Annotated in this window: 26 protein-coding genes, 1 tRNA gene and 1 pseudogene; 11 read left to right on the top strand and 17 right to left on the bottom strand. The window is 68.7% G+C overall.

The window, feature by feature from the left end; all coding sequences use genetic code 11:
- Positions 1–5: 5 nt before the first annotated feature.
- The gene (locus ACFO0C_RS20845; RefSeq protein WP_378068305.1) at positions 6–467 is read left to right on the top strand and encodes a GNAT family N-acetyltransferase; all 462 of its coding nucleotides are present in this window, start codon (positions 6–8) and stop codon (positions 465–467) included.
- Here the strand turns inward: ACFO0C_RS20845 and ACFO0C_RS20840 are convergent.
- The 5 genes from ACFO0C_RS20840 to ACFO0C_RS20820 form a co-directional block, all read right to left on the bottom strand.
- The gene (locus ACFO0C_RS20840; protein ID WP_378068304.1) at positions 456–1,031 is read right to left on the bottom strand and encodes a DUF305 domain-containing protein; all 576 of its coding nucleotides are present in this window, start codon (positions 1,029–1,031) and stop codon (positions 456–458) included. The two genes, ACFO0C_RS20845 and ACFO0C_RS20840, sit on opposite strands and share 12 nt — an antisense overlap.
- Positions 1,032–1,089: 58 nt before the next feature.
- Complete coding sequence (locus tag ACFO0C_RS20835) at positions 1,090–2,397, bottom strand: copper amine oxidase (RefSeq protein WP_378068303.1); 1,308 nt, start codon at positions 2,395–2,397, stop codon at positions 1,090–1,092.
- 8 nt (positions 2,398–2,405) lie between these two features.
- Positions 2,406–3,098 carry a hypothetical protein gene (locus ACFO0C_RS20830; RefSeq protein ID WP_378068302.1) on the bottom strand — a complete coding sequence of 231 codons (693 nt, stop codon included), beginning with the start codon at positions 3,096–3,098 and terminating at the stop codon, positions 2,406–2,408.
- Between the two features lie 215 nt (positions 3,099–3,313).
- Positions 3,314–3,688, bottom strand: a complete 375-nt coding sequence (locus tag ACFO0C_RS20825) for a hypothetical protein (protein ID WP_378068301.1) — start codon at positions 3,686–3,688, stop codon at positions 3,314–3,316.
- A 40-nt stretch (positions 3,689–3,728) separates the two neighbouring features.
- A complete protein-coding gene (locus tag ACFO0C_RS20820) occupies positions 3,729–4,166 on the bottom strand; it encodes a hypothetical protein (protein ID WP_378068300.1) in 438 nt (145 codons plus the stop codon).
- A 205-nt stretch (positions 4,167–4,371) separates the two neighbouring features.
- Here ACFO0C_RS20820 and ACFO0C_RS20815 point away from each other — a divergent pair, with 205 nt between their 5' ends.
- Both ACFO0C_RS20815 and ACFO0C_RS20810 read left to right on the top strand, forming a co-directional pair.
- A complete protein-coding gene (locus tag ACFO0C_RS20815) occupies positions 4,372–5,118 on the top strand; it encodes a hypothetical protein (RefSeq protein WP_378068299.1) in 747 nt (248 codons plus the stop codon).
- Between the two features lie 398 nt (positions 5,119–5,516).
- Positions 5,517–6,851, top strand: a complete 1,335-nt coding sequence (locus ACFO0C_RS20810) for a tyrosine-type recombinase/integrase (protein WP_378068298.1) — start codon at positions 5,517–5,519, stop codon at positions 6,849–6,851.
- 82 nt (positions 6,852–6,933) lie between these two features.
- On the opposite strand, the gene ACFO0C_RS20805 is transcribed toward ACFO0C_RS20810, so the two are convergent.
- From ACFO0C_RS20805 to ACFO0C_RS20795, 3 genes are all read right to left on the bottom strand, one after another.
- Positions 6,934–8,361 (bottom strand): ApeA N-terminal domain 1-containing protein, encoded by a 1,428-nt coding sequence (locus ACFO0C_RS20805; protein WP_378068297.1) that lies wholly within the window; start codon positions 8,359–8,361, stop codon positions 6,934–6,936.
- Positions 8,362–8,571: 210 nt separating this feature from the next.
- On the bottom strand, positions 8,572–9,132 hold the full coding sequence (locus tag ACFO0C_RS20800) for an HD domain-containing protein (RefSeq protein ID WP_378068296.1): 561 nt from the start codon (positions 9,130–9,132) through the stop codon (positions 8,572–8,574).
- Between the two features lie 12 nt (positions 9,133–9,144).
- Positions 9,145–10,263 carry a helix-turn-helix domain-containing protein gene (locus ACFO0C_RS20795; RefSeq protein ID WP_378068295.1) on the bottom strand — a complete coding sequence of 373 codons (1,119 nt, stop codon included), beginning with the start codon at positions 10,261–10,263 and terminating at the stop codon, positions 9,145–9,147.
- 1,744 nt (positions 10,264–12,007) lie between these two features.
- On the opposite strand from ACFO0C_RS20795, the gene ACFO0C_RS20790 reads away from it, so the two are divergent.
- The 4 genes from ACFO0C_RS20790 (at position 12,008) to ACFO0C_RS20775 (ending at position 15,386) form a co-directional block, all read left to right on the top strand.
- Positions 12,008–12,367: a hypothetical protein gene (locus ACFO0C_RS20790; RefSeq protein WP_378068294.1), complete on the top strand. Its 360-nt coding sequence runs from the start codon at positions 12,008–12,010 to the stop codon at positions 12,365–12,367.
- Positions 12,367–13,716: an FtsK/SpoIIIE domain-containing protein gene (locus tag ACFO0C_RS20785; protein ID WP_378068293.1), complete on the top strand. Its 1,350-nt coding sequence runs from the start codon at positions 12,367–12,369 to the stop codon at positions 13,714–13,716. Before ACFO0C_RS20790 ends, ACFO0C_RS20785 begins: the two co-directional genes overlap by 1 nt.
- Before the next feature lie 105 nt (positions 13,717–13,821).
- Positions 13,822–15,159 (top strand): replication initiator, encoded by a 1,338-nt coding sequence (locus tag ACFO0C_RS20780; RefSeq protein ID WP_378068292.1) that lies wholly within the window; start codon positions 13,822–13,824, stop codon positions 15,157–15,159.
- A 20-nt stretch (positions 15,160–15,179) separates the two neighbouring features.
- Complete coding sequence (locus ACFO0C_RS20775) at positions 15,180–15,386, top strand: helix-turn-helix domain-containing protein (protein ID WP_378068291.1); 207 nt, start codon at positions 15,180–15,182, stop codon at positions 15,384–15,386.
- Positions 15,387–15,452: 66 nt separating this feature from the next.
- Here ACFO0C_RS20775 and ACFO0C_RS20770 read toward each other — a convergent pair.
- The 7 genes from ACFO0C_RS20770 to ACFO0C_RS20740 form a co-directional block, all read right to left on the bottom strand.
- A tRNA-Ala gene (locus ACFO0C_RS20770) sits at positions 15,453–15,526 on the bottom strand.
- A 208-nt stretch (positions 15,527–15,734) separates the two neighbouring features.
- Positions 15,735–16,484: a divisome protein SepX/GlpR gene (sepX, locus tag ACFO0C_RS20765; RefSeq protein ID WP_378068525.1), complete on the bottom strand. Its 750-nt coding sequence runs from the start codon at positions 16,482–16,484 to the stop codon at positions 15,735–15,737.
- A gap of 118 nt (positions 16,485–16,602) precedes the next feature.
- The gene (locus tag ACFO0C_RS20760) at positions 16,603–17,241 is read right to left on the bottom strand and encodes a GNAT family N-acetyltransferase (RefSeq protein WP_378068290.1); all 639 of its coding nucleotides are present in this window, start codon (positions 17,239–17,241) and stop codon (positions 16,603–16,605) included.
- Complete coding sequence (locus ACFO0C_RS20755) at positions 17,242–18,555, bottom strand: molybdopterin molybdotransferase MoeA (protein WP_378068289.1); 1,314 nt, start codon at positions 18,553–18,555, stop codon at positions 17,242–17,244.
- The gene (locus tag ACFO0C_RS20750) at positions 18,552–19,460 is read right to left on the bottom strand and encodes a UTP--glucose-1-phosphate uridylyltransferase (protein WP_378068288.1); all 909 of its coding nucleotides are present in this window, start codon (positions 19,458–19,460) and stop codon (positions 18,552–18,554) included. Before ACFO0C_RS20750 ends, ACFO0C_RS20755 begins: the two co-directional genes overlap by 4 nt.
- 41 nt (positions 19,461–19,501) lie before the next feature.
- Positions 19,502–21,481 carry a GGDEF domain-containing protein gene (locus ACFO0C_RS20745; RefSeq protein ID WP_378068287.1) on the bottom strand — a complete coding sequence of 660 codons (1,980 nt, stop codon included), beginning with the start codon at positions 21,479–21,481 and terminating at the stop codon, positions 19,502–19,504.
- Between the two features lie 370 nt (positions 21,482–21,851).
- The gene (locus ACFO0C_RS20740; protein ID WP_378068532.1) at positions 21,852–22,091 is read right to left on the bottom strand and encodes a hypothetical protein; all 240 of its coding nucleotides are present in this window, start codon (positions 22,089–22,091) and stop codon (positions 21,852–21,854) included.
- A gap of 47 nt (positions 22,092–22,138) precedes the next feature.
- Here ACFO0C_RS20740 and ACFO0C_RS20735 point away from each other — a divergent pair.
- The 3 genes and pseudogenes from ACFO0C_RS20735 to ACFO0C_RS20725 form a co-directional block, all read left to right on the top strand.
- Positions 22,139–22,441: pseudogene (locus tag ACFO0C_RS20735) on the top strand (5-formyltetrahydrofolate cyclo-ligase); the annotation flags it as partial.
- Between the two features lie 133 nt (positions 22,442–22,574).
- Positions 22,575–22,928: an FmdB family zinc ribbon protein gene (locus tag ACFO0C_RS20730; RefSeq protein WP_378068285.1), complete on the top strand. Its 354-nt coding sequence runs from the start codon at positions 22,575–22,577 to the stop codon at positions 22,926–22,928.
- Positions 22,929–24,090: 1,162 nt separating this feature from the next.
- The gene (locus ACFO0C_RS20725) at positions 24,091–24,594 is read left to right on the top strand and encodes a hypothetical protein (protein WP_378068284.1); all 504 of its coding nucleotides are present in this window, start codon (positions 24,091–24,093) and stop codon (positions 24,592–24,594) included.
- Between the two features lie 232 nt (positions 24,595–24,826).
- Here ACFO0C_RS20725 and ACFO0C_RS20720 read toward each other — a convergent pair whose 3' ends face one another.
- Positions 24,827–25,006: a hypothetical protein gene (locus ACFO0C_RS20720; protein ID WP_378068283.1), complete on the bottom strand. Its 180-nt coding sequence runs from the start codon at positions 25,004–25,006 to the stop codon at positions 24,827–24,829.
- Between the two features lie 64 nt (positions 25,007–25,070).
- On the opposite strand from ACFO0C_RS20720, the gene ACFO0C_RS20715 reads away from it, so the two are divergent.
- Positions 25,071–25,397, top strand: a complete 327-nt coding sequence (locus ACFO0C_RS20715; RefSeq protein ID WP_378068282.1) for a translation initiation factor 2 — start codon at positions 25,071–25,073, stop codon at positions 25,395–25,397.
- A gap of 216 nt (positions 25,398–25,613) precedes the next feature.
- On the opposite strand, the gene ACFO0C_RS20710 is transcribed toward ACFO0C_RS20715, so the two are convergent.
- A complete protein-coding gene (locus ACFO0C_RS20710) occupies positions 25,614–26,093 on the bottom strand; it encodes a DUF2231 domain-containing protein (RefSeq protein WP_378068281.1) in 480 nt (159 codons plus the stop codon).
- Between the last annotated feature and the right edge of the window lie 133 nt (positions 26,094–26,226).

The raw sequence follows: 26,226 nt of genomic DNA, 5'->3' as shown, positions 1-26,226 counted from the left end.
CCCTGATGGAACTGCGAACCATCGACCCCGGCAACTACGAGGCGGCCCTGGAGATCGCGGTCCGCCCCGACCAGACCGACCTCGTCGCACCCGTCGTCAAGTCGCTGGCCGAGGCGTACGTCTTCGGCGAGCAGGCCTGGCCGCGCCTGATCTACGACGGCGACGAGCTCGTCGGTTTCGTGATGGCGTTCCTCGACATCCCGTGGACCGTGCCGGACGACCCCGACCGGCGCTCCGGCCTCTGGCGCCTCAACATCGCCGCCGGCCACCAGGGCAGCGGCTACGGCACGTTCGCCGTCGAGGCTGTCTGCGCCGAGATCCGCGCCCGCGGCGGCACCGAGGCCTACGTCACCTATCACGCCCGCGAGGGCGGCCCGGCGCCGTTCTACGCCCGGCTCGGTTTCCGCCCCACCGGCGAGATCGCCGACGGCGAGACGGTCGCCGTCCGCGACCTGTCACTGCCTTAACAGGGCCGTCATCGCGTCGTTCTCGGCGGACTGCTCGTTGATCACATGCTTGGCCATGCTCCGGATGTACGCGTTGCCGCCATCCGCGTCGAGCAGGGACCGGGACATCGCGATGGCGCCCCGATGGTGCTCGATCATCAGCCGCAGGAAGACGGCCGGCGCCGTCCGCACGTCGGCCCGGTCCAGCTCGGCCAGCTGGGCGGCGGTCAGCATGCCGTGCTCCGCGCCCACCTCCGCCGGGCCGATCGGTGGCCGGCCCCAGGCGGTCAGCCACTCGTTGGTCAGGTCGATCTCACGCTGCTGGTCACGGGCGATGAACTCGGCGATCAGGCGGACCCGCTCCGGGACGTCGCCCTTGGCGATCAGCGTGCGGCTCATCCCGACCGCCTGCTCGTGATGCGTCACCATCATCCGTGCGAAGTGCTCGTCGACGGCGCTGGGCGCTGCCACGGCCGGTACCGCCGCCACCGGTTGCGCCGGCTCGGCGGTGCCGGTGTCACGCAGCAGGAAGACGGTCAGACCGGTGGCCGCGATGCTGAGCACCGCGGCGAAACGGCGGATCATCGAAGATTCCCTCCGGAAGGCGCGGGCGGCCCGGCCCTGCGACCGGGCCGCCCGCGATTCAGCCGCCCACGCCCGAGGGCTGGGGCTCCGGCTGCGGGTTGCCGTTGGCGCCGGTGCGCTCGTCCGGCGTCAGCTGGTTCATCGCGGTGAAGTCGCGCGGCACCAGGTCGAAGCCCTGCCAGTGCATCGGCATCGGGCTCTGGTCCTCGTCACGCGGGACATGGTGGAAACCGACCCGCACCCACATCACCGGGTCGGTCATCTTCTGCTTGTCCTTCACGAAATCCAGCACGGTACGGAGGTCCGGCGGGCACTCCGGGTCGGAGGCGTTGCCACTCGCGTACTTCTCGCACGGGTTCTTCTGCGTGAAGGTGATATCGGGTTTCGTCTCCGGGTGGCCGTCGTACCGGTCGCCGGCCCCGGTGACCACCTCATAGGAGCGCGGGTGCCCGTCGGCGTTCTTGCTCGTCTGGCTGGTCATCCGCCACCACCGCTGGTTCACCTTGGAGAACGTGCCCTCCTTGGCGATCGTGGTGCGCGTCGTCTTCAGCTTGGCGGTCACCTCGCCACGGCCGTCGAGCGCCGTGTCGTACTGGTCGACCCGCTCGCCGCCCTTACCGTCGAGGTTGAAGTCCACCCGCCAGAACGCGTTGTGGTAGTGCATCGTCGACTTGTAGTCGCCGCCCTTGCCGATCGGCCAGCCACGGGCGGCGTCCGCCTCGGTGCCCGGAGCCAGGTCACCGGTCGCCCCGAGACGGGCCGAGATCTCACCGTCGTCGTGCAGGCGGTACTCGGTCACGTACTCGTACCAGGAAAGCTTGCTGATCGTCCGCAGCACCAGGTCGTGACCCTGCTTGGAGGAGAGGACGGTCTTCTCTCCGTCCCAGGACTCCTCACGACCCCGGTAGGCCAGGCCGGAGGGCTCGGCGCTGACACAGAGGACCTTGCGCTGCTTCGGCGCACCGGAGCCGTCCGAGCCCATCCGGGCCGAGCCGCCCTTGCAGTCCTCGCCGTCGAGCGTCTCCAGGTAGTAGCCGCCCATGCCGAGGTCGGTCAGGTCGTCGAACTCCATGTCACCGGTGTCGTACGGCACATGCAGCTGGGCCAGCCGGATCGAGTCGAGCACCTGCACCGGCTGCGGGTTGCGCTTGGTGGAGACGAAGACCTTCTCCAGGATCAGGCCGGCCTTGTCGTGGATCCGCCAGCAGAGCTGCCAGGTGGTGCCGTTGGGCAGCGTCTCCTTGACCATCGACGGCGAGCTGCAGGGCAGCGCCGGAGCGGCCGCCTGAGCACCGGCCGGCACGACGGCGCCGAGCAGGGCCGCGGTCAGGAGCGCTACCGCGCCTGCGGTCTTTCGGTACGTCATTCCTGCCCTCACTTGAGGCGGGCGACCGTGCGCCCGGAGAGGTCGATGATGAACTCGCTGACACTGAGGAACCGGCCGTCCTCGGTCTGCACGATGAGCTGCACGCAACGGTTCCTGCCGCACTGGCTCGCGCCCCGGTCGGCGGGCTTCGCCGTGTAGATGTGGGCGGTCGGCACGAGCCCGTCCACACCGGCGAGGCTCTTGCCCAGCGGGTCGGCGACCAGCAGTTCGAGCGCTGTCCGGGCCTCCTGCTCGGACGCCGGCGGCTGCATGCCCGTGGCGGAGAAGGACTTGGTCAGCTTGCCCGTCGTCAGGTCCACGACCTGCTTGACGAGCTTCTCCGTCTTGTAGTCGTAGAAGTAGATCTCGGCCTGCCGGCCGCCGGCCTCGGTGTCCACTTCAGCCGACAGGTACTCCGGTCCGGTCTTGCCGGTGACGTCCTCGGCCCCGGCGGCCAGCTGCGGGGTGAGCGCGACGGCACGGGCCTTCTCGACCTCGCCGCTCGTCAGCGCGTCACTGCCGCTGCCGGTGGCGGCCTCGGGAACCGGGCTCGGATCGGACACGTGCGGCTGCTCGGCCGCCACCGTCGGCGTCGGCGGGGTGGGCGCGGCGTTCGCCTGCCACGAGGCGAACCCGAACGCGGTCACCGCCGAGGCGGTCGCGATGCTGAGGCCCCAGGCCCACTTTCGATATCGAACCACTCTGTTCTCTTCCTCCCGTCGCGGTGGCGATCCGCATGGACGATTTCGGAAGGAGAGTGAGATTCATGTGAAATGAAAGGTGATGATCATCTAAGCAATAATCTGGGCCGCGGAGAATTCCCAGGCCATTGACCGATCCACTTACCCGCAGGTCAGAGTATTTAACTGATCGGCAATCGTTTTAATTCTCCTGCGTTCGTGCCATTCCGGAAGCGTCAGACGATCGCGTCCACGACGTCGCCGACCGGCGCGTCGGTCATGTCGGCCTCCTCGACGATCAGCCGCCCACCGGCCGCGGCGGCCACCTCGCGCAGAATCTCGACGACCCGCGCAGCCTCGGCCCGGTAGCCCTCCGGCGGAAGCCCGGGGAATGCGTCACCCATGTCCACGACGAGCTCGGTCACCCCGGCGGAGCCCGGCTGCACGAACCACTGGCTCCGGATCCGCTCACCGTCCCAGAGCAACTCGGCGAACTCCCCCGCGGCCACACCGTCCCGCAGATCCTCGTCGTCCCCGAAGAGCCGCCCGAGAACCTCCACGACAGCCGCCCGATCGAGTTCCCCGCCGTCCGGCACCACACCGATGTTCACGGCACCGGAGCGTAACCACATCCCTCGATCCTGTCCGCCCCTACTCCTTGCGGCGAACCGCATAGGCGACAGCACCGTTCGCATCACCGATCGAGGTGACCTCCACCGAGTGCCCCGCACTGTCAGCGGCAACCTGGAGGTCCAGCGCACCGAACCCGCCGCCCGGCGCACAGGCCCGGAGATCCTGCTGGACGAGCGCCGCACCGATCCGGAAACCCACCCGGAGGTCACCGTTACCCGCGCAGGACACGATGAGCCGGTATCGGCCGGCCTTCCACTCCGACTCCGGATCCGCCCGCCGCAACGGACTCTCTGGATCGAGCAACTGCGCGTCAGCGACGATGTTCTGCACAGCGGCGGTAGCCGCCGTCTCCTCCGGAGACAACACAATCGGCGGCGATCCCCCAGAACCGGCACCCTGCTCCCCGGCCGGCCCACACCCGCCCAACACCAGCACCACCAGAGGTACGGCACTCACGCGCACAATCCCAGCGTAGGACTGACCCAGGCGTCACCACCGCCGTTTCCGAAGCACACCAGAAAGCCCGCCGCTCTTCCGGTCCGAGTTCGCGGCCCGGCTCGTCCGACATCCGGCACGCCATGCTCAGCTGCCGAACCGGGTATCAGCACGAACCCTTGCACTCCCCGGCCTCCCACAGCGCCGGATAGAGTTCCGTCGCTCGATGAAGATCATGGCCCGGGAGGATGGGATGGCGATCGTGTCCATACGGGTCGGCGCCGCTGCGCTAGCGGCCTCCGCCCTGCTGCTGGCCGGGTGCACGCCGGCGGCGGACCCGCAGCCGGGGCCGACGCCCGCGCCGAGCGCAGCCGGTGTCGAGGAACTCACCGGCGAGCAGATCATGGAGGAGGCGCGGGTGGCGTTCGCCGGCGCCCGCTCGTATGTCTTCGAGGGTTCCCGGACCGTCGATGGAGTGAAGGTCCTCGGCCGCTACCGGATGGTGAACGGCGCCACCACCGGCACCATGTCGATGGGTGGACGGATCACCCGGTTCACCATCGGCGAGGACCAGTACCTGCTCCCGGACGACGGCTTCTGGGAAATCCTCGCCACTCGCCCCGGCATGGCCGAAGCGAAGCGTAAGGCGGCCGGGCAGTGGGTGCGGATGAACACGTCGGACGTGGCCGTGGAGCGTCTGCTGGGCCGGCGGGCCATCATCGCCGATCTGGAGCCGGACGGCCCTCTCGTCAAAGGCAAGGTGTTCGGCAGCGGTGGCGAGTACTGGATCGACATGACGAGCGGCACGGACCCCAGATGGCGGGCAGGCGTGGCCACGACGGGCAAGCCGTACCCACATCACTGGACCACCGCCACCTCGCAGATCGACCTCACGAACTTCGACACCGAGTTCCCGGAGATCACGCCGCCCGCGGAGAACGAGGTCGTCGACCTACGGGACCTGACGAACTGAGACGGATCGTCGCCGATCTGCGATTCGCCGCGAGGTTTCTCGCGACGACCTCACTGGGGCGAGCAGCCCGCGAACCGCGCCCACCGTGATGCGGGGCGTCCCGGGGGCTCGGCCCCCGGAGCAGATATGCCAAAGGCGCCCCACATCCGCGCTTTCCGCGGGCACAGATCGCCTATCGCCTTGGGTGGAGCTGTGAGGATTTGAACCCCAGACCCCCTCGATGCGAACGGGGATTTCATGGGTTTTTCTCGATATACATGATCCCGATTTCGGCGCTACAGTGCAGGTCAGAGCACTTGTCGTCGTGTTGACTGATGCTGGCCGATACCGGCCGGTAGCGCACAGTCCACGGTCAAACGACGGTCAAACGATCTTGATCGGGTACGGGGGTGGTCGCGATGGGATTCTCACGGAAGCGGGTCGGCGGCGACGGCAAGCCGCGCTACACCGCCTACTACTTGGACATCCGCGGGCAGGAACGGTCGGCGGGCACCTTCTCCAGCAAGAAGGTGGCGGACAAGGCCTGGCAGCATGCCGAGACCAAGGTCGCCGAAGGCCGTGCGGGCGATCCTCGGCGCGGACGGCAGAGCTTCGAGGCGTACGTCATCGAGTGGCTGCCCAACCACATGATCGAGCTGCGGACCAGGGAGAACTACACCTACTACCTGGACAAGGTCATCGTGCCGCACTTCGGCCCGATGAAGATGATCGAGGTCCTGCCGTCCCACGTCCGCGAGTGGATCTCCGGGATGGTGATCGACGGCGTGAACCCGCCGACCATCCGCTACTGCATGACGGTCCTGAGCGCGATCTTCACGACGGCCCTGAACGACCAGGTCACCTTCCTGCACCCGTGCAAGGGCGTCCGCACGCCAGCCATCCCGAAGAAGGTCCGGGAGATCGTCACCCCGGAGCAGTTCGACGACCTGTACGCGGTGCTGCCGGAGAACGAGTTCCGGCTCTTGATCGAGACCGACATCGAGACGGGTCTCCGTTGGGGCGAACTGACCGAGCTCCGGCCTCGGGACATCAACTTCGCCACTCGTACGCTTCTGGTGAGCCGGGTGGCCGTCGAGTTGACCAAGCGCTTCCACCCCTCTGGTGACCGCTTCCTAGTGAAGGAGTATCCGAAGGACGAGGAGCACCGCCGCCTGAAGCTGAGTCCGCAGATGTCCACGAAGCTCCAAGCGCACGTGGCGGAGAACGACCTCAGCCCGGACGACCTACTGTTCGCAATCCGCGACCCGGCAAACGCCACCGCCCCGAAGCTCCGAGTGGTCCCCGACCCGGAGACGCTCGGCCTGACCGACCCGAACGACCAGGGCCGCCAGTACCGCCACGGCACGTTGAGCGCGTACACCGCCGGAAAGTGCCGCTGCCAGCACTGCAAGACCGCGTTCTCGATCTACCGCGCCCAACGCCGAGCCGACGGCAAGGACTCCCCGCGTGCCAAGCGAGGCCTGACCACCGACGGCCACATCCCGCGCTCCTGGTTCCGAACGAACATCTGGTACCCAGCCTTGGAGAAGGCCCAGATCGGCAAGGTCCGCATCCACGACCTACGCCACGCCCACGCTTCATGGCTACTGGCCGGCGGCGCCGACCTCCAGGTGGTGAAGGAGCGCCTCGGCCACGCCAACATCTCCACAACCCAGAAGTACCTACACACCCTCCCCGAAGCCGACGACGCCGCCGTGGATGCCTTCTCCCGAGTCCGCCGCCGCAGTAGCTAGGCCGAACCCAAACCGCGGTAGGTGAGTCTGGCTCACCATGCGCTATCGGTCCACGCTGACAAAATCGTTGGTTGCCGTCAGATCATGTCGACTGACCTGCGATGCGTTGAACTGCACGCTCCAGCTTCCCGGTATCACTCCAGCCATGAATATGTTGCACAATCTTCGGTAGTCGATCCGCAGCTAAGCCGGTGTGCATCAGTAGGCAGAGCCTCGTTACTTGAAATAGGCTCTCTGCCAGCCAGTACAAGTCTGATCCGTCGAAGGTCTGACGATTATCCTCAAGATGAGTGAGGTTGTTCCTCGCCTTTTTGACAGCTTTCACCCACATCATGGTGTTCTCACCAACCAAGAAGGAGGCGAGACTTCCCAGTTCAGCCACCAGGTCGTTCAAACGGCGGTCGAGATCGAAATCGTTCGCGTGCGCCATCACGTTAGTGAACCACTCTTGATGCTCCGGCGGTACCATCTGCTCGCGTATTGCCCGCCTGAGTTTGTCAAAGCTTGTCTTCGGCATGAACCTGCCTCGACCAACGATAGCTCGATGCAAACCCTCTGCCGCGGAGGATACGTTCAAGAATCTATTCTCCGCATAGATACTTTGCGCCCGCATAGTCAGCAGCGAGCCGACGATAGGCGTAACGCGAGGCACTCGGTCGAGCCAAGTCGCGATCGCCGCAACGCCACCGAATTCGTCCAGAGGGACGACAACCCTATGGGCTTGCATCCGCTTAGCATTGAGCTGCTGCCCTGGTTCGTGCATACGCGCCTTAAGTTCTATTGGGCGACGCGTGCCTTCAATCGGAGCTCCGTTAAGGTTCGTATCTGGGTGATCCGACCGATAGAGGCGCAGACTTATGAAAACGTCTGAGCGATCTACACACAGCGAGGACAGACTCTGCAGATTTCCCACATCTTCGATAATTCCGCTCAACGATGTCTGCGCATCATACTCGATCGTAAATTCCGGCCAATACTCGATAGCGAAGCTCTCAAGCTCAACATCATGTCGAGACCAGTGAAAGGCTAGGTCAATCTCACCGCGCGAGAATCTTGCATGGCTCCTCTCGGGAACATCTAGACGGCATGCAATGTCACGCCGCTCAACGCCTCCAACCGGGCGATCATCATCCACCGTGATTGCTTTCCTATTCACCCACGGCGCCGCGTCTCGTAGGCGAACGATGACAGACTCAAAGACAGTCTCTTCATCGGTTTCGAAGTGCCCTCCAATAAGGAGGCTGTTTGGCCTGTACAGCCTACGGCTCCCGTTGATACTGTCGATCAACGTGACCTGTTGGCGATGATTTCCGTAGTCGATTTGACCAAGTATGCGGCGGCGCATACCACCTTCCTTCTCATGCTCCTCCCCATTTGGCATGCGTTCCACCAGAGGCTCCGCGAGGGTTAGCGTCGCACCGTCAACCGGGTCGAAAACGAGACGGCCATACTGTTTCACACCATACGGTCCGGGAAGCCAAAATTCTCCCGTTGAATCGAATGCTTGCATTCTGCCGATGCTATCCCCTGTTCATGGACCGCGAATCGGCATAATGGGTGAAATCGGTGGCGGCCGCGGATCATCCGGTTTGCATAGTGACGCCTCGCTAGCCACCACCGTCCAAGACCACGACCCGCTGGCCGATGCAGGTGCGTCGATCTTCTGAAGAAGATCCGCTCGACACGCTCTTGCCAGCAAGATCGGTCAGCTGAGAGGGCTCTATCGGTCGCGCCACGCCAGAGGAGACAGGGCCACTGCGGCTTCAGCGATTCGACGACTGGTCTCGGTCTTGAGGTCCTTGCGTGCTGAGTCGATCCAGCCGTCGACGCGGCTCACTCCTATGTCCTGGTACTCAATGGCCTGGAGGAGCATTTCCAACTTGTCGGCGTCCTTGGCGCACAGCGCTTCGGGTGTCTGACGGGACTCGTACTCGTTGACGGCGGCGCGGACCATGTCGCGGGAACGGTCGGGCAGATGGTCGGTTTGGTCTGCGGTGATCTGGCGTGGGTCCGGCTTGGGTAGATAGGCCGTGGCGGTATGCGGGAGGTCGCCGGTGCGGGTCTCCTGGGTGTCGTGCCACAGCGCCAGGAAGGCCGCGCGAGCCGGGTCGGCGCCCTCCTCGGCTGCGATGAGTGCGGCCAACTGGGCGGTGCGCATCGTGTGCTCGGCGACTGACTCTGGGTCTCGGACTCCGGCGTGCCACCAGCCTGTGCGGCGGATGCGCTTTAACAGGCCGAGTTCGTATCCGAAGGCGGCGATTGCCTCGGCGTCTTCTGGCACCTGAGGTCCTTCCTACCGGTCGGCGATGCGTACCGCGTACTGGAGGCCGGCGAGTTGGGTGCGCTCGGTTCGGCTCAGGTCGGCTGTGGAGGCGAGCCTATCGAGGACCTCGCCGAATGCGGACCGAGCTGCGGGGCGTTCGGTGAGCAGTGCTGGGCGGGACGCGATCAAGGCGTGGAGGGTGCAGATGTTCAGCGGGCGGTGTGGGGATGCCGGGTCGAGGCGTTCCAGCAAGTGTTGCAGCAGTCTGGTGCCTGTCCATGAGCGGGTGTCGGCGCTGAGCATGAAGGCGTCGTCGGTCTGTTCGTCGCTGAGTTCGCCGATCCAGTAGGCCCAGTAGTTGAGGTTCGCCACCTCGCCGGGCGGGTCGGTCATGTGGTCGACGAAGTCGTACAGGTGGGTGCTGTCGCCGGTGACGGCCAACGCCACCGAGGCGGAACGGGCTTCCAGCAGGCCGGCTATGTCTCGGTCTCGTGGACGGGTTCGGCCGGCGCGGTGCCACTCGGTTCGGAGCCAGTCGACGGCTTCGGGGCGGCCGTCGAATCCCAGGAGGTAGACGGCCTGGCGGCGGAGAAGAGCCTCGTCGTCGCGCTGGGCGCGTTCCGCGATGGTGAACAGGTGCGCGTGGAAGCGGGTGCGTTCTTCGGCACCGAGCGTCGGCTGGGTCGGGGTCGGTCCGCGGCGTGAGGTCTGGGGCTGGAACTCGTGCAGGTGCCGGGGCATCCGGCCGAGGACGGGCCAGAGGATCAGGTTGGTGATGGTCCAGCGGTGCACGCTGGCGGCGAGTGGGTGGCTGTCCGGCTCGACCCAGCCAGCGCCTGCGGTGATTCCGGTGGACAGGACCTGGTCCGCTTCGATCGCCTCGCGGAGATGTCGGCCCGTCGCGGCGGGTGCGCCCAGCCTGGCGAGCCGTCCGCAGAGGCGTAGGAACTCACCCGCGCTGACAGCCGACAGCGGTCGCCGACCGGATTCCCAGCCCTGGACGGTGGTGACGTCGACGCCGAGCGCCTCAGCGAGTTTCTCCTGCGTCAATGAGGTCGACTGGCGGGCCAGCTTCAGCACGAAGCCCGAGACGACGCCCGTCGTCCTGGAACTCTGACTGGCGGTCAGAGTTCTCGGCCTGCGTGTCATGGAAGCCTCCCCGGCATTCCTGCTTTCGCATTCTCTACCTGTACCGGCAGTCAGTTCTGCCCTTCGAGAATTGATCGTACCTTCATTTAATCGACCGAATGAAGTGCCGTTGAGCAGCGCAAATGCTTCTCACGTTTAGCTGATCTTCATCGGCGACGTTTTCGGGGAGGCATGAATGACGGGCAACACGTACTACGCGGCAACGGCTCGGGATCCGCTCAGCGAAGCCCAAGCCACACTCGACGAACACGTGACATCGAGTGCCACCGGACGCTGCCTGGCGTGCGACTCGCCCGGCCCGTGCTGGAGGCGAGAGAACGCGGTGATCGTCTTCTCGCGGACCCTTCGCCTGCCCACCCGGTCGCCGGGCGCGAGTCGTCCTGAGCTGGTCGGCGCTGTGCGTGTCGGCGTTCCGGGCTTGCTGGCGAAGCAGCGGTGAGCGGTGGCAGGTCCGCGTCCCGGGGATGTGTTCTTTGTGGGGCCGGCGGCGAGCGTCCAGTTCTCGCCGCCTTCGGCGATCATCGTGCGGGTCATCCGGGTGGATCCGCGCCCCACATACATCGGGTGGGCCTGGCTGGACTGCTACGTGTTGGCCGGAGTGGGCGGCGAGGCGGTCGACCGAAGGCAGATCTTCGTGCAGGTGGCAGGGCTGCGAAGAGTGGAGGACGGTCGTGGGTGACGGAGCGATGATGCATCGCGCCACTCGCCCGGCCTGGGGCTGCGAGGACTGCGGGGAGCCGTGGCCGTGCCTCGATCGCCGAACCGCATTGCTCGACGAATACCTGTCTGATCGACTTGCCCTGTTGATCTTCTTGGCGGACTTGATGCTCGATGCGATCGAGGACTTCCACCGGCCGGGCCGAGGCTCCGTGCCAGACCTCTACGAGCGGTTCTTGGGCTGGGCGCCTCGCGACAGTGCCGGCGGGCCATCCAGCTGAGGCGGCACCCCGCCCAACCACAATTTCAGTGGCAAGTCGGGCTTGCCCGACGCGGCAGCGCCTCGACATCAGCCCACGCCCACCCTGAAGTGACGAGATTCGTCCGCTTTCATCAGCTCTTGCGTCTTACGTAGTCCGGTAGGCGTTTCACCGAATGGCGGCGAGGCTCTGACCTGCAATTTCGGCCGGACGGAGAAGGACGGGCGCGGACCCAGCAACACGGATCACTGCGTTCGGGTACGCGCAAGGGTACTCGTTTGCCCCTTGTCGAGCGACAATGCTCAGTGGCACTCGGTTGCGTCACGGTCGAGAATTCGTACTCTTTGAAGCGGCGCAGGAATGGCCTTCTGAACGGCCATGAAACCCTTCTTTCAAGAAAGGCGGTACTCCGATGAGCAATTCTGTGAAGGCCGCCTCCGGCTCGATCGCGCGGCTCACGACGTAGGCGAGCAGCCTCGGACGTAGGCGCTCTGATTCGGGGCCGTATCCGCGCACCCAGGAAGCTCCGGTCCGGTGGACCACGCACTCCTTTCCTACGGGGCGGGAGGGGGACCGGCCGAAGGCCGCAGCCCCCTCACCGCCCTCCACACCCATGCCGTTCCGCGGACTTCCCTCCTTGACCAAGTAGGGAAAGTTGTACGCACTCCGGCTCTGACGATCCCGCGAGGCGCCTCGCTGATCGGTCGTGCCTTCGGAGACTCGGATCGGCTCCCGGCCTCAGAGAGCTCCCGACCAGTGCTCCACGCCAATCGCCGTCATCGCCCGTAGCGGCCCGGCGAACCCTTCCTTTCCAGGAGTTGAGTCAAATGCAGAGCAACATTCCCATCGACCTGACCCGCCTGACCGGCCTGATGTGCGTCGCGGCTCCCGAGCAGCGCACCGACATGGACGGCCAGGTCCGCAAAGACCGTGACGGCAACACCCTCTGGGTGACCGGTGTGGCTCTCCGCCGTGCCGGCACCCGGAAAGCCTCCGTCATCGACGTCCAGACCGCCGCCGAACCCGTCGGCGTCACCGAAGGAACCATGCTCGGCCTCACCGAGCTGGACGTGTCGCTGTGGGAGATCGAGGGTCGGCACGGCTTGTCCTACAAGGCCGCGTCGATCTACCCCCGGCCGTCCGAGACCTCCAAGCCGTCCCGCACCAGCGCCAAGACGGAGGTCTGATGACCCCCACTCCTGTCCCTGGGCTACGGCTCGATCACCTCGCCGATCTCGGCCGCTCCCTCATCCCGTACGCAATCCTCGCCGGATGCCTGCTCGCGGTCTGGACCATCGCGGGGGTCCTGCTGGCCTGGAAGGCGCCACGCGTCTGGTGGTACCTGTACGGGTTCTGGTTCCTCCGGCTACGGATGGCCAGGTCCTGGAAGCGGCTCTGTCTGAACGCCAACCTGACCGCCGCCGGCCAACCTCACCGATCCCGGTATGCGGCCGGCGGCCCGCCGATCATGCCGCTACTGCTCCGGGTCCGGCCTCGTCGCAACGGTGCGACCGGGCTGATCTCCTTCAACGCGGGCCAGGTCCCGGAGCAGTTCATCGAGGCGGCCGATGCGATGGCGCACGCCTGGCGGGTCCACGCGGTCCGGGTCGCCGGATCAGGGCGGGGTCGGGTCAAGATGACCGTCCTGCACGACGACCCGCTGAGGGGAACACCTGGGAAACTCCGCACCCTGTTGAAGGAGCCGGATGCGGCACCGGCCGTGGAAGACCTGGTCGCCACGGTGGGGACTCGTGAGGACGGGGAGCCGTGGGCCATCGATCTGGGCATGTTTCCGCACTGGCTGATCACCGGTGCCACCCAGTCCGGCAAGTCCACGCTGATCAATGCGGCGGTGTCCCAGTGGGCGTCGCGGCCGCTCGCCCTGGTCGGGATCGACTGCAAGGGCGGCATGGAACTCGGGCCGCACGCACCACGGCTGTCCGCACTCGCCACTGACCGCCACCAGGCAGCGATCCTGCTGGAGCGGCTGCGTGACGAGGCAACCCGCCGGATGCAGCTCTGCCGGCGACACGGGCAGCGCAGCATCTGGTCGCTGCCGAGGTCGGTACGCCCGGTTCCGGTGATCGTCATCGTCGACGAACTCGCCGAGCTGTACCTGGTCGCTTCCCGGGCGGAGAAGGACGCGGCCCTGAGCGCCACCGCGAACCTTCTGCGCCTGGCCCAGCTCGGCGCGACCCTCGGCATGCATGTCGTCGTCGCCGGCCAACGGGTCGGCTCCGACTTCGGCAACGGTGTCACCGCACTGCGCGCCCAGCTCGGTGGCCGGATCTGCCTCGCGGTCAACGACAAAGAGACCGCGGTCATGACCCTCGGCGACCTCTACCCGGACGCCGTGGAAGCCGCCCAACACATCGGCCCACACGAGAAGGGCGTCGCGATCACCACCGCCGACGCGTTCGGCTGGGTCCGCGCCCGCTCGATCAAGTTCCCGAATGAGGCTCTCGACGCCGCGATCGAGGCCACCGCCCACCTCACGCCGAGCCTGCCCGGCATCGATCACCCCGTTCTGTTCTGACACCGCTGATCTGAGAAGGAGGACCCATGTGTCCCACGACTACCGGCAAGACCTCCCCCACCGTTCATCCGGCCCGCTCGGGCCGCGTCAGTGAGGACCAGAACCATGAGCACCGATCACGAGATCCTGACCACCGCGACCCACCCTGACTTCCGCGCCTGGCTGGCCCGCATCAAGCACATCGGCGGCTGCCAGCACCCGATCCACCTCATCGGCCACACCCTGACCCTCGAAGCCGGCACCGGCCGCCTCCTGGCCGCGCTGACCTCCGAGACCCAGCCCCACAAGCGGCTCACCATCGCCTGCGGCAACCGGCGGATCTCCCGCTGCGAGCCCTGCGCCCGACTCCACCAGGGCGACACCTACCACCTGGTCGCCTCCGGCCTGGCAGGTGGCAAGAACGTCCCCGAGACGGTCCGCACCCACCCGCGCGTCTTCGCCACCTTCACCGCGCCCAGCTTCGGCGCCGTCCACCGCCACACAACCGGCCAACCCTGCCGGCCACGCAAGAAGGGCTCGCTCTGCCCACATGGCCGGCCGGTGGGCTGCACCGAACAGCACACCGACGACGATCCGATCATCGGCTTCCCGCTGTGCGCGGACTGCTATCTCTACCGGACCGCAGTGCTGTTCAACGCCCACACCCGCGACCTCTGGCAACGCCTCAACCGCAACCTCTACGAGGACCTCGCCAGCACGTATGGCATCTCGCGCAGCCTCATGCGCCGCAGCCTGCGGGTCTCCTACGCCAAGGTCGCCGAGTGGCAGCGACGCGGCACCATCCACTTCCACGCCGTCATCCGCTTCGACGGACCCGACGGCCCCGTCGACCCGCCTCCGGCATGGGCCTCCACCGGCCTCCTGATCACCACCGTGCGGAGTGCGACCCGCCGGGTCTCCTTCACCGTGCCCGGCACCGGCGTTGTGCTGCGGTTCGGATCCCAGCTCGACATCCGCCCGGTCACCCCGGGCCGGACCGGCGATGACCTCACCGAACGGGCCGTCGCCTCCTACATCGCCAAGTACGTCAGCAAGCCGGAGGTCACCGGCGTCACCGTGGACCGGCCAATCCGCGACCGCGCCACCATCGCGATCCTCCCGGTCACCGAGCACACCCGCACCATGATCCGGACCTGCTGGAACCTCGGCGGCCTCCCGGAACACAAGCCGGCCAACCTCCGCCGCTGGGCACACCAGCTCGGATACCGCGGCCACACCGCCACCAAGAGCCGCCGCTACTCCACCACCTACACAGCGCTCCGAGCCGCCCGCGCCGACTACCGCCGCGCCCGCAACGGCGAGCCACCACACGACACAGACACCATCACCGAGAAGAGCTGGCGGTACGGCCACACCGGCCACACCGTCGGGCAGGCGATGTTCGCCGAGGGCATCGCGGACGACCTCAGAACTGCCCGCGAGGTGGGCGGTGATGCCTCCTGAAGAGGACGGCACCTTGGACCGTGGAGGCGGTTCGCGCGCTCGGCCTCACCACCGACATCGAGACGGCAGCGTCCATCCTCGGCATCGGCCGCAGCAAGGCCTACGCCTTGGCTCAGGAGGGCGACTTCCCCGTACGGATCATCCGGGTGGGCCGGAGCTACCTCGTACCGGTCCCGGCGATCCTCGAACTTCTCGGCGTGCCGGTGATTTCCGCCACGGTCAAATGACGGTCAAACGATCAACGGGCTGGTCGCTAGGATCAGCGATCAGCCCGTTTACCTGGAGTTATAGGGTGGAGCTGTGGGGATTTGAACCCCAGACCCCCTCGATGCGAACGAGGTGCGCTACCAGACTGCGCCACAGCCCCTTGGTCGTCCGGTGACTGGGTCACCTTGGAACCGATGAAAGGCTAACAGGTCATCACTGCGGGCCGCGAACCGCCCCTCCCAAGAACGTCCGGGAGGGCAACAGCCCGGACGGTGGCCCTGGGGCCGCGCCCTCCGCCTGCGTCGCACCGGGAGCTCCGGGACGGGGTGGTTCGGCGAAAGGCTGGCTGGCCGTACCGGAGCAAGGTCTTAAGAAGCGTTGTGATGACGCCCACCCGCCTCGTAGGGACGACCGCGCAGACCGCCTCGCCGCCGGTAGGAGACCGAGCCGCCGCTGGCGGCGACGGGCAGGTCGGACGGTTCGCGGTCGAGTCCCATGGCCGCTCTCCGGACCGCTTCGCGCTGGGCGGCCAGGCGGCGCTGGGCTTCGCGGCGGGCGGCGGCGCGGCGGGCCTGTTCGCGGCGGACCTCGGCCTGGCGGGCAGCGAGCCAGGCCGCCTCGCGGGCCTGGATGCGACGGCGGCGGCGGTCGGCGATGGCACGGTTGCGCAGGTGTACGAGGTACACGCCGAGCAGACTGCCGGTGACCGCGAAGCTGATCCAGAAGCCGGGACCGACCGCGACCACGCCGACCAGCTCGATCGCGTTGAGGAGGACGAGCGCGGCGAAGACGCGACGGCGGCGGACGACCGCGGGTGTGCCGCGCCGTCGTGGCACACGCCGGGGTGCGCGTTTGCCGGTGACCAGGCGGAGGCGCCGCTCCGGGGGACGCGGATCACTCGTTGGGGCGGGGACCGTAACCGTGACCTGGCGGGCGGGGTTGATCGGTCGGCGTCCGGGCACGGTGCGGAGACGACGCCGGCGCTGGAGCACCCGCGCCGTCGACGACGCCCGTTCCGCGGCGAGGCGCTCGGTGGCGTCGTACCGGCGGACCAGCGCCGGGGCGAGAGCGAGCAGGCCTGCCGCGGCGAGGACGGCGAGGAGTACCGAGGTCGGCACCGTCACCGCTCCGATCCGCCACGACGAATGACACGTGGAATGACACGACGAATGCGAGGTTACGGGCGGTAGCCGTGATATCTCGCGCGCCGCGCCGGTAGCGTTGCGACGTTGCCGATCATGAAGTGGTGCGGACGCGGCGCCAGCGCGCCAGCAGGCCTCCCTCGGCGGCGACCTCTTCACTGGTCATCGCGTAGCCGAGGTGATCACGCCAACCGCCGTCGATATGCATGTAGCGCTGGTGGTACGCCTCCTCGCGGAACCCCAGCTTCTCGACGACGCGACGGCTCGGCCCGTTCTCCGGCCGGATGTTGACCTCTATCCGGTGCAGGCCGCCGGGGCCGAACGCGTGGTCTACGGCGAGCGCCAGCGCGGTCGGTATGACACCACGGCCGGCGACCCGGTGGTCGACCCAGTATCCGGCGTAGGCCGACGCGAACGCCCGCCGCACGATGTTGCCCAGGTTGACGTGGCCGACCAGCCGTTCCCGGCCGTTCTCGACGAGACAGACGGCGAACGGCATGCTGTCGCCGTTGCGGGCGGCCCGTTTCATGTCGCGGTAGACGTAGCCGTAGGCGCGTGGCGAGTTCATGTCCGCCCACGGGCCGGGCGGTGTCGACTCCCAGCGGGCCAGCCAGGCCTGGTTGGCGACCCGCACCTCGGACCAGGCCCGCGCGTCACCCCGCTTGTACGGCCGCAGCAGCACAGCCCCGTCCGCCAGCACAGCGGGCCATCCGGGCGTGGTGGCCCCCAGCATTCATCGCCTCCGGTCGAGCAGCAGGACGTCGACGGTCGAGCCGGCGGCCGCTGTGGTGACCCGTTCGCCGAGCACCAGCAGGCCGTTCGCCTCGGCCAAACCGGACAGAGTGTACGGCCCACCGGCGAGCGGCTGCACCGTGTAACCACCACCGCGCCGTTCCGCGACGTAGGCGGGCCGGAACTCGCGCAGCCCGCCGGGCGACGAGACCGTCTCCAGCAGGTGTGCCTTGATCCCGGGGCGGAAGACCGGTTCCGCCCCGGCGAGCATCTGGATCACCGGCCGGGCCAGCACCTCGAACCCGATGAGCGCCGCACCGGGCTCGCCGGGCAGGCACACCACGGGCACCTCCTCGCCGCCGACCGTGCCGAAGCCGAGCGAGGTGCCGGGGCAGAGGGCGACGTCGGTGAACTCGACGGTGCCGCGGCCGGGGCCGGGCCGGGACAGCACCCGGCGCAGCATGTCACCGGGTCCGGTGCCGGTACCGCCGGTCGTGATGATCAGGTCGGCGCGCAGCGTCTGGTCCTCCAGGAGGCCGCGCAGGCCCTCCGGGTCGTCGTCGCAGATGCCGATCCGGTACGCCAGCGCGCCCGCCTCCACCGCCGCAGCCGTGAGGGCGTGCGAGTTGGCGTCGACGACCTGGCCGGGCTGGCTGGGCCGGCCCACGTCGACGAGCTCGTCCCCGGTGGCCACGACGACCACCCGCGGGCTGGGCCGGACCATGAGGTGCCCGATGCCGGCGGCGGCGAACAGCGCCACGGTGGGCGGGGTGACGTAGGAGCCGGCGGCGGCGAGGAGCTGCCCGACGGCGACCTCCTCGCCGGCCCGCCGGACCCCGGAGCCGCGTTTCGGGGCGTGCAGGATCTCCACGGCGGCCATGCCCTGGTCGGTCCAGTGGACCGGCACGACGACGTCGGCGCCGATCGGCAGCGGCGCACCGGCCGCCACCGAGAAGCAGGTGCCCGGGGTGAGCCGGACCGGCCGCCAGTGTGCGGCGCCCATGTCGCCTACCACGTTCAGCCGGACGGTCCGGGCGGTGTTCTCGAACTGCCCGAACGACGGGTGCGACCCGATGCGCCCGGCGCCGGCCAGGTCTTCCCATCGGGCCGCGTACCCGTCGATCGCGGCCTGGTCGAACGCCGGGAACGGGTGCGGGGCGACCACGTCGGCCGCCAGCACGTTCCCGTGCGCCTGGGTGAGGTCGAGGTCGAGCGGAGGCAGCGCCCGGAGCCTGCGCAGCACGCTGCCCAGGTACTCGGCGAGAGGCATCAGCTCGTTGGAAGCGGCCGCCTCGCGATCGGCCGTGGCGGTCATCCCTTCGGGCCGCCGATGAACTTCGGGTCGCCGACGAACTCGGTGAGCCAGGCCCGGAACTCCTCGCCCAGGTCCTCGCGCTGGACGGCGAGCTGGACGACGGCCTGGAGGTAGCCGAGCGGCATACCGGTGTCGTAGCGGTGGCCGCGGTAGACGATGCCGTGCACCGGGACGCCGTCGGCGAGCATCGTCGCCATCGCGTCGGTCAGCTGGATCTCGCCGCCGTTGCCGGGCTTGGTGTCGGCGATGACGTCGAAGATCGAGCCGGGCAGCACGTAGCGGCCGAGCACCGCCAGGTTGCTCGGCGCCTCCTCCGGCGACGGCTTCTCCACCAGACCGGTCACCTCGACGACGTCCGGGTCGTCGGTCGCCTTGACCGAGGCGATCCCGTAGCGGGACGTCTCGTGCGGTGCGACCTCCATGAACGCCAGCACGATGCCGCCGGTCTTCGCCTGGAGATCGAGCATCGCCGGGAGCAGCGGCTTGTCCTCCTCGACGAACTCGTCGCCGAGCAGCACCGCGAACGGGTTGTCGCCGACGTGCGAGGCCGCGGTACCGACCGCGTGGCCCAGCCCGAGCGGCTCACCCTGGCGGACGGTGTAGATGTCGGCGAGTTCGCTCGAACGGCGTACCGCGGCGAGCCGCTCCTGGTCGCCCTTCTCCGCGAGCCGCGCCTCCACGTCGGGGCGACGGTCGAAGTGATCGACCATGGCGGTCTTGCCGCGCCCGGTCACCAGCAGCACGTCGGTGATGCCGGCGGCCGCGGCCTCCTCGACGATGTACTGCAGGACCGGCCGGTCCACCACCGGCAGCAACTCCTTGGGCACGGCCTTGGTGGCCGGCAGGAAGCGGGTCGCGAGTCCCGCCGCCGGGATCACCGCCTTGACGGCGCGCTTCGTCGTCATTCAGTCACTTCACCTTCGCTGGTTCCGGACATGCCGCGAGACTATCGGCCACGGCCGTGTCGCGGCGGGTGCGGCCCACCAGTGGTGGCGGTCGCGGCGTCCAGATGCCCCTCCGCACCGGCCGGGGAAACCCTTTCCGCGAGGCGGTAGGTGTCCCGGCCCGCGTTCTTCGCCGCGTACAGCGCCTCGTCGGCCGCGTCGAGGACCTCCTGGGCGGTCGCGCCGTGCTCCGGGAAGACCGCGATGCCGATCGAGACACTGATCGGGATCCGGTCGTCGAGGCCGGGACGGCGCGGATCGACCGGAACCGGCCAGTCGCGCACCGCGGCGCCCAGCCGCTCGGCGACTATCACCCCGCCGTACGCGTCCGTCTCCGGCAGCAGCACCACGAACTCCTCCCCGCCCTGACGGAACGCCACGTCGACCTCACGGAGCCCGATCCGGATCCGCCGCGCGAACTCGCCCAGCACCTGATCGCCCGCCGTGTGCCCGTACGTGTCGTTCACCTCCTTGAAGTGGTCCAGGTCGAGGACCAGGACGGTGAGCATCCGGCCGAACCGGCTCGCCCGCTCCACCTCGCGGCGCAGCACCTCGCGGAGATAACGGTAGTTCCAGAGTCCGGTCAGCGGATCAGTCAAAGAGAGACGTTGTGCCTCCTCGTGGACCCGGACGTTGTGCACGGCCACCCCGGCCTGCCCGGCGAAGGTGCGCAGTGTCCGCAGGTCGGCGTCCTCGAACACCGGTCCGCCGAGCCGGTCGTACAGCGCCAGCACACCGAGCACCGCCGGTTCCGGTCCGCTGTCCTCGTCCGGCGGCGCACAGATCGGCACGGCGAGATACGAATCACAGGCCGGCTCGTCCGGGGCCCGGCCGGCGGTGCCCCGCAGCGGCATCCCGGTCGCCGCGACCCGGCCGAGCAGCCCGCGCCCCGGCGACAGGCGCCGCTGCGACAACTCGGCCGGCGACAGGTCCCACGCCCCGGTCAGGCCGGCGCCGCAGCGGGCCGCGAGCCGCCCGTCGGTGGGGTCGGTGAGCAGGATCAGCCCGGCCCGGGCACCGGTCGCGGTCATCGCGGTCCGCAGGATCACCGGCAGGATGCGGTCCAGGTCGTGGGTGCTGGACAGGGTGTCGCCGAGAATCGCCAGATGCCGCCGCAGCTGGTCCCGGCTGGCGGTCAGCGCCTGCACGTAGGACTGCAGCTCCCGCGTCATCCGGTTGAAGGTGCCGGCCAGCCGGCCCAGCTCGTCCGGGCGCGGGATCGGCACGCGGGTGTCCAGGTCGCCGTTGGCCACCCGGTCCGCGGCCCAGGCCAGATCACCGAGCGGGCGGGTGGTCGACCGGGCCAGCCAGCGGGCGGCGAGAACCGCGACAACCGCCGTGACCAGCACGATCAGCAGCAGGATCAGGTAGCGGGCGCGCGGTTCGCCGGCCGGGACGGTCAGGGTGAGCGGCAACGGGCGGCCCGGTTCGGCGGACAGCTCCCGGCCCGCGGTCCCGGCGGCCGGCGGTGGGCCCGCGCCGATCGCGACGGCGACACCGGCGGCCGTTCCGAGCCGGTCCAGCAATGCGGCGTCCACCTGCTGGGCGGCGATCACCGTGACCTCTCGGCTGTACGCGGCCGCGGCCAACGCCGTGACCTGGTCTTTCACACCCGTCGCGGGATTGGCACAGTCCTGTCGGCCGTTAGCGACCGGGTCACCGGTCGTCGCGGCGCGCCCGAGGTTCGGCTGATCGGGATCGGTCACGTTGATCTCAGTGGCCAGTCCCCGGGCGACCAGCTGATCGGCGACCGCCTTCCGGTCACCGGCCGGGACCACGGCGACCGCGTCGGCAGAGGCTTGCAGCTGGCGGCAGATGGCGCCGACCGCCATGCTGACGGTGCTGGCCGCGTGGTCGAGGCGTTCGGTGGTCCGCTCCCGGCTGACCGCGCCGACGGTCAAGGCGACGAAGATCGACCCGAGCAGGACCGGACCGAGCACGACGACCAGAAATGCGCTGGTCAGCCGGCCACGTAGTGTCACACATCCTCCCGGGACTGGCCCTCTTTGGAGCGATGCTGACATAGTGTGCACCGTTTGCCGGTTTTCAAAAGGGGGTGTTGCATGTCGGATTTAACCCCTGACGCGGAAAAATCACACCAAATCAAGATCTCTCTCCGCACACAACTGCTCACCGCGCGTCGATCGCTTTCGGTCATCGAGCGCTCGGCCGCGGCCGCAAAAATTCAAGATCAAACCCTCGCGCTGGTACGGCGTACCGGCGCCCGTTCGATCGCGGCCTACGTCCCGGTCGGCTCCGAACCCGGCGGCCCCGACCTCCCGGACCGCCTGCTGGACGCACTCCCGCCGGGCGGCCACCTCCTGCTACCGGTCCTACTCCCCGACAACGACCTCACCTGGTCGCTGTACGCGCCCGCCCCCTCACCCCCCGCCCTCTCGCCTTCACCGCCCCCTCCTTCGCCCTCGCCTTCCTCGCCGTGGCCCTCTCCGGCCTCCCCTCCCTCCTCTTCGCCTTCCTCGCCGTGGCCCTCTCCGGCCTCCCCTCCCTCCTCTTCGCTTTCCTCGCCCCCTTCCCCGGTGCCCCCCTCGCCTCCGCCTTGGCCTTCTGCATCGCCCTCTCTCCCACCGTCACCCCCGCCCCCACCTTCGCCTTTCCCTTCGCCTGCCGCTCTGTCTGGACTCGTCGCCGGACCCCGCGGACTTCGTGAGCCGGACGGGCCGCGACTCGGCGTGGACGCGGTCCGCTCGGTCGATCTGCTGCTGGTGCCCGCACTCGCGGTCGGGCTCGACGGCATCCGGATGGGCCGGGGCGGAGGCTCCTACGACCGGGTGATGGCACGCTTGCCGGAGCCGGGGCCGCTGATCGTGGCGCTCCTGCACGACGGGGAGGACGTCGGTTCCGTACCGGCCGAGCCCCACGACCGCCGGGTGCACGCGGTGATCACGCCGACCGGCGGCTTCGCCCTCCGCCCTCCCCGGTGATCCCCGGCTGTGACATCGCCCACCGTCTGGTTCTCCCTCAGGCCGGGCGCCGAGTGGACGAATTGACCTCCGATGCCGCAACATTGGCACTCGGAGTTGGCGAGTGCCAGCAGCCGATTGATCCGGAGGAGCCGTGCCTACCTACCAGTACTCCTGCACCGAGTGCGGTGAGCAGCTTGAAGCAGTGCAGTCCTTCTCCGACCCGGCGCTCACCGAGTGCCCGAACTGCCAGGGCAAGCTCCGCAAGGTGTTCAACTCGGTCGGTATCGTCTTCAAGGGTTCGGGCTTCTACCGCAACGACTCCCGCTCGGGCAGCGTGAGCGCGGAGAAGTCGACGACCGGCTCGGCCGACGCCACCCCGAAGAAGGCGGACACGCCGTCGACCTCGACCTCGACCACGTCGGCGCCGTCGACGACCAGCTCTTCCACGACCAGCACCTCGACGTCGTCGGGCGGCGGCAGCACCAAGGCGGCCGCGACTCCCTGAGTCAGCCTCCTTCCTGATCGCATGTGCGCCGAGCCGGTCCCCGGCTCGGCGCATTTTCGTTCCCACCGCAGTTCCCCCGCACCAGCCGACGCGCACGGCTCAAACGGGCCCGACCGCCAGCGGCCACCTCCCCACTCCCAGCCTCCTGCAGCCACCTCCCCACTCCCCGCCCCCGGCGGCCACCTCCCCACTCCCGGGCCCCCGGCGGCCACCTCCCCACGGTGACTTCCCCAACACCCCAGCCGCCGCGCCACCTCACACGCCCCAGCCGCCAGGGGCCACCTCCCCACGGCCACCCTTCCGCTCCCCGGCCGCCAGCGGCCACCTCCCCACGGCCACCTCCCCACGCCCAGCCGTCACACCTCGGCCCCATACCGTCCGTCCGCAACGCCTCAGCCTCGTCCCTTTCCGGAGTCAGTCGCCTCGGTCTCTGCCCACCCCCTTCGGCCCTAGCAAGATCCACAGGGCGGCGGCAGGTTATCCACAACGCCGGGTTGTCCACAGGCTCTCCGCGCTACGCCTCGGAACCCACCTAACGTCGATCGCAGCCGTCGGCGGGCGTTTCTGACACAGCCATTCCGCCGAAGCCGAACGACCGTCTCCCCGGCGGCCGAGACGCCCGCCGACGGTCCCGGGCGTCGTCCCATCCGCGGCTTGAATCAGTCGTCGACGACCCCGGCAGCCCTCGCTCCAGGTCCCCGGTCCCACGGCTCGCGCCAACCCGGGTGGCGGCCGTTCTCGGGCACTGGCAAGGCACGTCATGGCGACATTGGCCGAGCCCGGCAGTGTCCAGACGTGCCAGCGCCTGCCGGGCCCAAGGGCCCAGAGGTGCCGGCACCCACCGGGACAAGGGTCCAGACCTCCTGGCACCCACCGGGACCAAGGGTCCAGAGGTGCCGGCGCCTGCCGGATCCGGAAGCTCCGGACATGGCGGCACCTGCACCTGCCGGTTCTCCGGAGAGCCCGGACGTGGCGACGCCAGCCGGGTCCGGAAGGCCGGACATGGCGACGCCAGCCGGGTCCGGAAGGCCGGACGTGGCGACGCCAGTCGGGGCCGGACGTCCGGAAAGTTCGGACGTGGCGACGCCAGTCGGGGCCGGACAGTCCGGACGTCTCGGTCGGGAGCGGTCCAGCACGGTAGGCGACGAAACCTGGAGGTCTTATGCCCCGCAAGGGACCGGCACCGCCGGACGAGCGTCTCGACCCGGTCCGCTGGCGCCGGCCGAGCCGTGGCGCACTGCTCCGCCTGGTCTCGGTCGCCGTGCTGTTGACCACAGCCGCAGCGGTCCTCTGGATCGAGCCGACCGGCTGCGTACCGACTGATTCCACACCGCAGCCGTCCGGGTCGTCGGATCGTTCCACGGCCTCGTCGGCACCGTCCGGCACTGCACGACCGATCCCACCGGGAAGTGTCGGCGTACCGGTGCGGCTGGCCGACCCGACCGCGCTGTCCGTGGTCCGCCCGGGCAACCGGGTCGACCTGCTCCGACTGGACGGCGACCGCGACCGGACCACCCCGGTGGCGAGCGCGGCCCTGGTCCTGGACGTCACCGGTGCTGACGACCCGGTGACCGGTGGTCTGCTCCTGGCTCTCGACCCGGACGCCGCCAGGCAGGCCGTCACCGCCTCGGGTCGTGGCTTCGCCATAGTGATCCGCCCAGGCTGACCCGTCGGCGGCTCCCCAGAGAGGCCCGTCGGGGTCGTCCGGCAACGAAGCCACGGCCCCGACGCGGCGCTGGGCCTGCCCCAGACTCCTCGGAGGCAGCCCGTCGATGATCGACGCGAACCCGATCACGCGGGTCAGCCAGCACTACGGCAGCGACACGAAACAGCAAGCCGAGTCGGCCTTTTGCCGACGATGGAACCGTGAGCGCGGGTCAGCCCAGCGTGACGAAAGGTCAGCCCCAGTGTGGCGGGCGGTCCTCCAGCAGGCGGTCGTCGTTGGAGGAGGACCGCTCGCCCCAGCCTCGTTCGGTGTCGTCACGGGTCTGCTCGGGCAGGACCGGAGCCTCTTCGGACTCGAAATCGACCTCGCGCTCGGCGTCGTTGTCACGCTCAGGGTCGTCCAGGATGTCCACGACTATGAGCGTATGCCGACAGCGGCGCGGTCGTCGTCCCCCTCCGGTTGTACCGTCGGTGAACGTGAGCTCCCCCACCAGCGTCCCGGACGACGACGCGTACTGGCAGCGGCCCGATCCGTCCGCCGAGCCGCTCGGCCGGCCCGATCCGGTCCCCCCGGCGCGGCCTGCCGACTATCAGGGGCCGCCAAAGGCCGATCCCCCTCCGGCTGACTGGCGTCCACCGACTATCGCGCACCCACCGTCGCCGCGGCGGCTTCCTCCGCAGGACTTCGAGGCACTCGACGACGCCGAGGGCTCGGCACGGACCGTCACCTACGGCATCGGCCTGGTCGCCGGTGCGATCGCCGTCATCGTCGTCTGCCTGCTCTGCGCACGTCTCGTCTTCTAGAGACCTGCTCGATGGAGAGACTTCAGGAGCAGGCTCAGAGCGCGTGCTGCCCGGCTACGCCAGTTCGTCCACCGGGTGTTCGTGCAAGGCTCGGGTTCGTGCCAGCCCCAGGTGGGTGCGAACCCCGGCCGCATGGCATCCCCGGACGGAAGCATGCCGGCCCGCATGAGTGCGTCCCTGAAAGGAAGCGCGCCGGCAGCCACGTCCGGTGGAGGGTCAGTAAGTGCCCCACACGGCGGTCGCTCCCGAGTCCCCGGTCAGGTAGAGGTAGTAGGCGCTCAGGCCGCCCAGGACCAGCAGGACAACGGCGAACGCCAGGTCGGCGATCTTCGGCAGGGCGCGGGGGTTGCGGGTGGTGAGGACGACCAGGATCAGGCTGAGTACGCCCAGGGCGAGGGTCAGCCAGAACGTGGTGGTGCCGTTGGACATGTGCCCGTCGAGGATCACCTTGCCCGGTGGGGAGACGCGCTCCTCGCTGAGCAGACGGTTGTAGAACTCGGTGCCGGAGAGCTTCGTGATCAGGGCGGCGACCGGTGCGACGACGGCGAGGAGCGCGACGGCCCAGCCGATCCGGGGGCGCAAGGGCGCGGCGAAACCGTAGACGATCGCGCCGAGAGCCAGCAGGGGCACGAAGATGACTGCGGCATGGAGCACGAGTACGTGTACCGGCAATCCGTTGACCTGGTCTAACACCATTCCTCCTCGATCCCGGCGGTGCTCCGGGCGGTGGCGATCCGGGTGAAGGTCAGCTTAGGAGTTCTCTGACTGCGCAAACATCCCCCGACGGCCAAGTCGTGATCGAAACGCGTCCCCAGATGCTCGGACCGCG

Origin of the sequence: Actinoplanes subglobosus, assembly GCF_042650585.1 — a bacterium.
Classification (GTDB): Bacteria; Actinomycetota; Actinomycetes; order Mycobacteriales; family Micromonosporaceae; genus Actinoplanes; species Actinoplanes subglobosus.
Note: the sequence above shows the minus strand (reverse complement) of the source record. Positions and strands in the feature narration are given on the sequence as shown.

Coding starts and splice junctions, on each gene's coding strand:
- ACFO0C_RS20845 (WP_378068305.1), top strand. CDS start 6: ATGGAACTGCGAACCATCGACCCCGGCAACTACGAGGCGGCCCTGGAG.
- ACFO0C_RS20840 (WP_378068304.1), bottom strand. CDS start 1,031: ATGATCCGCCGTTTCGCCGCGGTGCTCAGCATCGCGGCCACCGGTCTG.
- ACFO0C_RS20835 (WP_378068303.1), bottom strand. CDS start 2,397: ATGACGTACCGAAAGACCGCAGGCGCGGTAGCGCTCCTGACCGCGGCC.
- ACFO0C_RS20815 (WP_378068299.1), top strand. CDS start 4,372: ATGAAGATCATGGCCCGGGAGGATGGGATGGCGATCGTGTCCATACGG.
- ACFO0C_RS20810 (WP_378068298.1), top strand. CDS start 5,517: ATGGGATTCTCACGGAAGCGGGTCGGCGGCGACGGCAAGCCGCGCTAC.
- ACFO0C_RS20805 (WP_378068297.1), bottom strand. CDS start 8,361: ATGCAAGCATTCGATTCAACGGGAGAATTTTGGCTTCCCGGACCGTAT.
- ACFO0C_RS20795 (WP_378068295.1), bottom strand. CDS start 10,263: ATGACACGCAGGCCGAGAACTCTGACCGCCAGTCAGAGTTCCAGGACG.
- ACFO0C_RS20790 (WP_378068294.1), top strand. CDS start 12,008: ATGCAGAGCAACATTCCCATCGACCTGACCCGCCTGACCGGCCTGATG.
- ACFO0C_RS20785 (WP_378068293.1), top strand. CDS start 12,367: ATGACCCCCACTCCTGTCCCTGGGCTACGGCTCGATCACCTCGCCGAT.
- ACFO0C_RS20780 (WP_378068292.1), top strand. CDS start 13,822: ATGAGCACCGATCACGAGATCCTGACCACCGCGACCCACCCTGACTTC.
- ACFO0C_RS20760 (WP_378068290.1), bottom strand. CDS start 17,241: ATGCTGGGGGCCACCACGCCCGGATGGCCCGCTGTGCTGGCGGACGGG.
- ACFO0C_RS20755 (WP_378068289.1), bottom strand. CDS start 18,555: ATGACCGCCACGGCCGATCGCGAGGCGGCCGCTTCCAACGAGCTGATG.
- ACFO0C_RS20750 (WP_378068288.1), bottom strand. CDS start 19,460: ATGACGACGAAGCGCGCCGTCAAGGCGGTGATCCCGGCGGCGGGACTC.
- ACFO0C_RS20725 (WP_378068284.1), top strand. CDS start 24,091: ATGCCCCGCAAGGGACCGGCACCGCCGGACGAGCGTCTCGACCCGGTC.
- ACFO0C_RS20710 (WP_378068281.1), bottom strand. CDS start 26,093: ATGGTGTTAGACCAGGTCAACGGATTGCCGGTACACGTACTCGTGCTC.